The sequence below is a fragment of the Erwinia oleae genome (assembly GCF_000770305.1).
In the GTDB taxonomy this organism is placed as follows: domain Bacteria; phylum Pseudomonadota; class Gammaproteobacteria; order Enterobacterales; family Enterobacteriaceae; genus Erwinia; species Erwinia oleae.
The window spans coordinates 1-6,066 of the sequence record NZ_JNVB01000121.1; the positions used below are offsets into that span (position 1 = coordinate 1).

At 57.1% G+C, this 6,066-nt stretch carries 4 protein-coding genes and 2 pseudogenes; all 6 read right to left on the bottom strand.

Annotated elements, in window-relative coordinates; genetic code table 11:
- Positions 1–991: pseudogene (locus GS12_RS21795) on the bottom strand (hypothetical protein); the annotation flags it as partial.
- Positions 992–1,191: 200 nt separating this feature from the next.
- Positions 1,192–1,341 (bottom strand): hypothetical protein, encoded by a 150-nt coding sequence (locus GS12_RS24780; protein WP_162834966.1) that lies wholly within the window; start codon positions 1,339–1,341, stop codon positions 1,192–1,194.
- Between the two features lie 132 nt (positions 1,342–1,473).
- Positions 1,474–2,994: a lysine--tRNA ligase gene (lysS, locus tag GS12_RS21800; protein WP_034950888.1), complete on the bottom strand. Its 1,521-nt coding sequence runs from the start codon at positions 2,992–2,994 to the stop codon at positions 1,474–1,476.
- A gap of 9 nt (positions 2,995–3,003) precedes the next feature.
- Positions 3,004–4,102, bottom strand: a protein-coding gene (gene prfB, locus GS12_RS21805; RefSeq protein WP_152601473.1) for a peptide chain release factor 2 whose coding sequence is annotated in 2 segments (ribosomal slippage) — positions 3,004–4,026 and positions 4,028–4,102 — 1,098 coding nt in all. Because the reading frame shifts where the segments join, the coding sequence is not laid out codon by codon here.
- Between the two features lie 125 nt (positions 4,103–4,227).
- Positions 4,228–5,946, bottom strand: coding sequence for a single-stranded-DNA-specific exonuclease RecJ (recJ, locus tag GS12_RS21810; RefSeq protein ID WP_034950891.1), 1,719 nt, complete (start codon positions 5,944–5,946; stop codon positions 4,228–4,230).
- A 5-nt stretch (positions 5,947–5,951) separates the two neighbouring features.
- Positions 5,952–6,066 (bottom strand): annotated as a pseudogene (locus tag GS12_RS24470) (bifunctional protein-disulfide isomerase/oxidoreductase DsbC); the annotation flags it as partial.

The window sequence follows — 6,066 nt, forward strand, 5'->3', positions numbered from 1 at the left end:
GGTCTGCTTCCGGCGCATACTGTGAGGCAGGTCGGGTTCGGCTACTGTAGCTGCGCTGCGGCATGCTTCCGCCCGCCGCAGGCGGATAGTAGCGGGCTGGGCGCGGTTCCGGCGCCGAGGGGCGCGGGCCGTTGTAAATCTCCTGGTATTCCGCCTTCGTCATGTTCTGATCCACATAGCGCTTATCGTGGCCGGAACCGTAACGATACCTTTCGCCCAGGTTATCCGAGGCGTGAAACTGATCGTATACCCAACGTTTTTTTGTCGCCGTTTTTATCAGGGACTCGTTATCAGGGTTACCCAGCGCCTCACTTAACGGCGCGAATTCCCGCTCCACGTCGTCACGGCTGACCATGCCGCCGCTGGTGAGTTCCGCCTTCATCGCGGGATCGTATTGCGGTGTGAACGTATGCACCACTCTTGAGCTGGCGCTGGCATAGTGGAAGTTCTTTTCCAGCATGGCACGGCTGAACAGCGCCCAGGGATCGGCGATGACCTTCTCATCTTTTGAAGCAGGATCGCCAATAACCACATAGGTATGATCAACTTTGCCCTTCGTTTCCACTACCGACACGGGCTGATTTAACCCGGAACTGGCGATCAACTGCCCACAGATCATCGCCAGTTCACCGCAGTTCCCCACGCGATAACGCTTTGCTTCCCATATGCTCTGAAGCGGCGTCATCTTTGCATCTTCAATGCGCTTGCGCATCACCAACAGACGCTTGAACGTCTCGGCATTGGTATTAAGGGAATGAAAACGCTGATCGCCCACGCCCATGAAGAGGATCTTGTGGGTATCCTGAATGGCTTTGTTTGCCGCGCGCAATGCATCGTACTGCTGACCGCTGACCCTCACTTCGCAGTCGCGATGCACCCGGTTGCCGGGCTCCAGTGCCAGACGGATATTCACTCTGTCATTCGGCCCCAGATCGCGCAGCTCCCGGCTGGTTGGCGCAACGGGTATTCTTCCGGAAATTGGTGACGGCACGGTTCTCCCCTTTTTACCCTGACTGATGAACCGGCGCGACGAATGCGCCGCGCCATTTTACTAACAGGCTAAGTGTAAGAGGCAGAAGGGAAGTTCCATTGTGATGCAGGATTGTGGCAGATAAAGCCTGAGCCAGGCAGGTGACCCGGCTCAGGCTCAAACTACAGCCCGGCTTTATGCGAGCGGTTCAGGCGGGCAGATCAGATGTCCTTTTCAGGTAAATCTTCATCATCGTCTTCGAGCGGGTCGACAATTTCGTCACTTCCTTCTGGCAGATCTTCATCGTCTTCATAAGCCGGATATTCTGCATCATCAGGAACGGGATCTTGATAATCGGGACGTTCAGACATAGCCACCTCCGTTAACCCATATGGGTCTGCTAACTATAGAAGGTGAATGCAGAGAGGATCGGCCTGGCGTCACAGATCGCGACGAAATAAAAAAGGGCGAATCTCTTCGCCCCTTTTTATCGTCTTTATAGCTTAGCGGCTGCCCGGACGCAGCGCCGGGAAGAGGATCACATCGCGGATGGTATGGCTGTTGGTAAAAAGCATCACCATGCGGTCAATGCCGATACCCAGACCCGCCGTTGGCGGCAGACCATGCTCCAGCGCGGTAACGTAGTCTTCGTCATAGAACATCGCTTCGTCATCACCGGCGTCTTTTGCGTTAACCTGCTGCTGGAAACGCTCGGCCTGATCTTCCGCATCATTCAACTCGGAGAAACCGTTGCCGATTTCGCGACCGCCAATGAAGAACTCAAAGCGGTCGGTGATCTCCGGGTTAAGGTCATTGCGACGCGCCAGCGGTGAAACCTCCGCCGGGTATTCGGTGATAAAGGTCGGCTGGATCAGATGCGCTTCCGCTGTCTCTTCGAAAATCTCAGTCACCAGGCGGCCCAGACCCCAGCTCTTCTCGATTTTGATGCCCAGCGACTGCGCAATCGCAGCGGCCTTATCAAAATCGTCGAGGTCGGTCAGATTGGTTTCAGGGCGATACTTCAAAATCGCCTCTTTCATCGTCAACTTCTCGAACGGTTTGCCAAAGTCAAACTCCTGCTCGCCGTAAGGTACTACCGTCGTGCCCAGCACGTCCTGCGCCAGCGTGCGGAACAGGTTTTCGGTCAGTTCGATCAGATCCCTGTAGTCCGCGTAGGCCATATAGAGTTCCATCATGGTGAACTCAGGGTTGTGGCGCGGCGAAATACCTTCGTTGCGGAAGTTGCGGTTAATTTCAAACACGCGATCGAAGCCGCCAACCACCAGGCGCTTCAGATAAAGCTCCGGCGCGATGCGCAGATACATATCAATATCCAGCGCGTTATGGTGGGTGATAAAAGGACGCGCCGACGCGCCGCCAGGGATCACCTGCATCATCGGCGTTTCGACTTCCATAAAGTCGCGGCCGACCATAAAGCTGCGGATGCCTGCCATGATCTGCGAACGAATTTTAAAGGTTTTGCGGGATTCGTCGTTGGCGATCAGATCCAGATAGCGCTGGCGATAGCGCGTTTCCTGATCGGCCAGGCCGTGGAACTTGTCCGGCAGCGGACGAAGCGCTTTGGTCAGCAGACGCAGCTCGTGGCAGTGGATGGACAGCTCGCCGGTTTTGGTTTTGAACAGCCTGCCGCGCGCGCCGACGATGTCGCCCAGATCCCATTTTTTAAATTGTTCGTTATAAATGCCTTCCGCCAGATCGTCGCGGGAGACGTAAAGCTGAATACGACCGCCGACGTCCTGAAGCGTCACGAACGATGCTTTACCCATGATGCGACGGGTCATCATACGACCGGCCACGCTTACCTCGATGCCGAGCGCTTCAAGCTCGTCATTCTCTTTCGCATCGTAGTCAGCGTGCAGCACATCAGCGGTACGATCGCGGCGGAAATCATTCGGAAATGCCACGCCGTTTTCACGCAGCGCGCTGAGCTTTTCACGACGCGCCTTCAGTTCATTATTCAACTCAAGCGCGACGTCAGCGCCCTGCGGATGTTGTTCAGACATGTCAGTTCCTTATAGCCCTGCTTTCAAACTTGCTTCAATAAAACGGTCCAGATCGCCGTCAAGCACGGCCTGGGTGTTGCGCGTTTCGACGCCGGTGCGCAGATCCTTGATGCGCGAGTCATCAAGCACATATGAACGGATCTGGCTGCCCCAGCCGATATCGGATTTATTGTCTTCCAGCGCCTGTTTCTCAGCATTTTTCTTTTGCATTTCCAGTTCGTACAGCTTCGCCTTCATCTGCTTCATCGCCTGGTCTTTGTTTTTATGCTGAGAGCGGTCGTTCTGACACTGCGTCACGGTATTGGTCGGTATGTGAGTAATACGCACCGCCGATTCCGTACGGTTAACGTGCTGTCCGCCCGCGCCTGATGCGCGATAAACGTCAATGCGCAGATCCGCCGGATTGATTTCGATATCAATATCGTCATCCACCTCTGGGTAGATAAAGGCGGAACTGAATGAGGTATGGCGACGGCCGCCGGAGTCAAACGGGCTTTTACGCACCAGGCGATGTACGCCGGTTTCGGTACGCAGCCAGCCGAAGGCATAATCGCCGCTGATGCGCAGCGTAGCGGATTTAGTGCCGGCCACTTCCCCTTCGGACTCTTCAATAACTTCGGTTTTGAAACCTTTGGCTTCGGCCCAGCGCAGGTACATACGCACCAGCATGCTGGCCCAGTCCTGTGCTTCCGTACCGCCGGAACCGGCCTGAATATCAATGTAGCAGTCGGCGCTGTCGTACTCACCAGAGAACATGCGGCGGAACTCAAGCTCGCCCAGCTTCTTCTCCAGGCCGTCCAGTTCGGCGACCGCTTCGTTGAAGGTGTCTTCGTCTTCGGCTTCGACCGCCAGCTCCAGCAGGCCAGCCACGTCTTCCAGACCCTGGCTCATCTGCTCCAGCGTATCGACGATGGCTTCCAGCGAGGAGCGCTCTTTACCCAGCGCTTGGGCGCGTTCAGGCTCGTTCCAGACGTCCGGCTGCTCCAGCTCGGCGTTAACTTCTTCTAAGCGCTCTTTCTTGGCATCGTAGTCAAAGATACCCCCTGAGAACGCCGCTGCGCTCAGAGAGATCCTGAATTCGGTTCTTTACCGGATTAATTTCAAACATGGCTGTAGAGTGTTCCAGATAGGCATAAATGTAGCGCAGCAGTTTACCTGAAATCGCCTGCGGTTTATAGCATTCCGGGCGGCAATTTGACCGTCTCCGGCCTGCGATATGCCGGAGACGAAAGCCTACAGCGGCCAGAGGTGTTCGATAATCAGTTGAACACTGCGGTTGCCGCGAAACTCGTTAATATCCAGCTTATAGGCCAGCTCAACCTGCCTGACGCTGTTATCGGGCCAGAGCGTGGTATCCACGTTGAAGGCGATGCCGTCCAGCAGCGGGCCGCCGCCAAGCGGCTCAAGCATCACTTTTAAATGGCGCTCGCCGACCAGCCGCTGCTGGATAAGCGTGAACCTGCCATCAAACTGCGGTTCGGGGAATGCCTGCCCCCATGGGCCAGCCTCGCGCAACAGCTCGGCAGTCGGTAGCGTGAGCTCCTGCGCCATCAGCTCGCCATCTGACCAGATCACGCCCTGTAGGGATTCTTTATCCAGCCATTCGCCTACCAGATCGCCAAAGCGCTGTCGGAACTCATCGAATTTCGCCTCTTCCAGCGTTAAACCTGCCGCCATCGCGTGACCACCGAATTTAATCATCAACCCCGGATGAAGCGTATCCAGACGCTCCAGCGCATCGCGCATATGCAGTCCGCTGACGGATCGGCCGGAGCCTTTCAGCATGCCGTCGCCCGAGGGCGCAAAAGCGATCACCGGCCGGTGAAATCGCTCTTTTAAACGTGAAGCAAGTATGCCTACCACGCCCTGATGCCATTCAGGATGAAACATGGCGATGCCCAGCGGCAGAGTTTCGCTTTCGCGCTCCAGCGCGTTGCACAGCGCCAGCGCTTCCGCCTGCATTCCGCGCTCAATCTCTTTACGCGTCTGATTGAGCGCGTCCAGCTCGCTGGCCAGCATACGGGCCTGAGCCAGATCGTCGCTAAGCAGCAGCGCCACGCCGACCGACATATCATCCAGCCTGCCAGCCGCATTGAGGCGCGGCCCCAGCGCAAACCCAAGATCGCTGGCGTTAAGCTGCCGCGCGTCGCGATTCGCTATTTCCAACAGCGCACGAATGCCGGGTCGGCATTTGCCCGCACGAATACGGCTCAATCCCTGCCAGACCAAAATACGGTTGTTGGCATCCAGCGGCACCACGTCGGCAACGGTGCCGAGCGCCACCAGATCCAGCAGTTCCGCCAGGTTCGGTAAAGCGGTAACGCCGCTGTCTCGCAGGCGCGCCCGCAGCGCCAGCATCAGGTAAAACGCCACCCCGACGCCTGCCAGCGACCGCGATGGAAAGCGGCAATCAGGCAGGTTGGGATTGACGATGGCGTCCGCATCCGGCAGCGTTTCGCCCGGCAGATGATGGTCGGTAATCACTACCGCGATGCCCTTCTCATGAGCAAGGCTGACGCCGGCGTGCGATGAAATGCCGTTATCCACCGTCAGAATAAGCTGCGCGCCGCGCGCCGCCGCCTGTTCTACCACGTCCGGACTCAGTCCGTAGCCATCGTCAAATCGATTGGGCACCAGATATTTAACATTATTGCCGCCCATGCTGCGCAGCGCCAGCGCCGTCAGCGCGGTGCTGGTGGCGCCGTCGGCGTCAAAGTCGCCCACGATCATAATGCAAAGATCCGCAGCGATAGCCTGTTGCAGGATCTCAGCGGCCTTGTCGATACCGCTGAGCGAATGGAACGCGTGAAGGTTTTTCGCGCCCCGTTCCAGTTCACTCGCCTGGCGGACGCCGCGATGGGCGTAAAGACGACGAAGCAGCGGATGAAGGTCGGACGGCAGTTCGCACCCGTCCGCCGCCTGACGACGGCGGAGTTCTGTTTTGTTATTCACCCGGCTCAACTACCCGTTTTCTGGCTGTCGAGCATCTGCTTCATTTCTTTCGGCCCCTGGTAACCCGGCACCATCATGCCGTTTTCCAGCAGAATGGCGGGCGTGCCCTGAATACCGTAC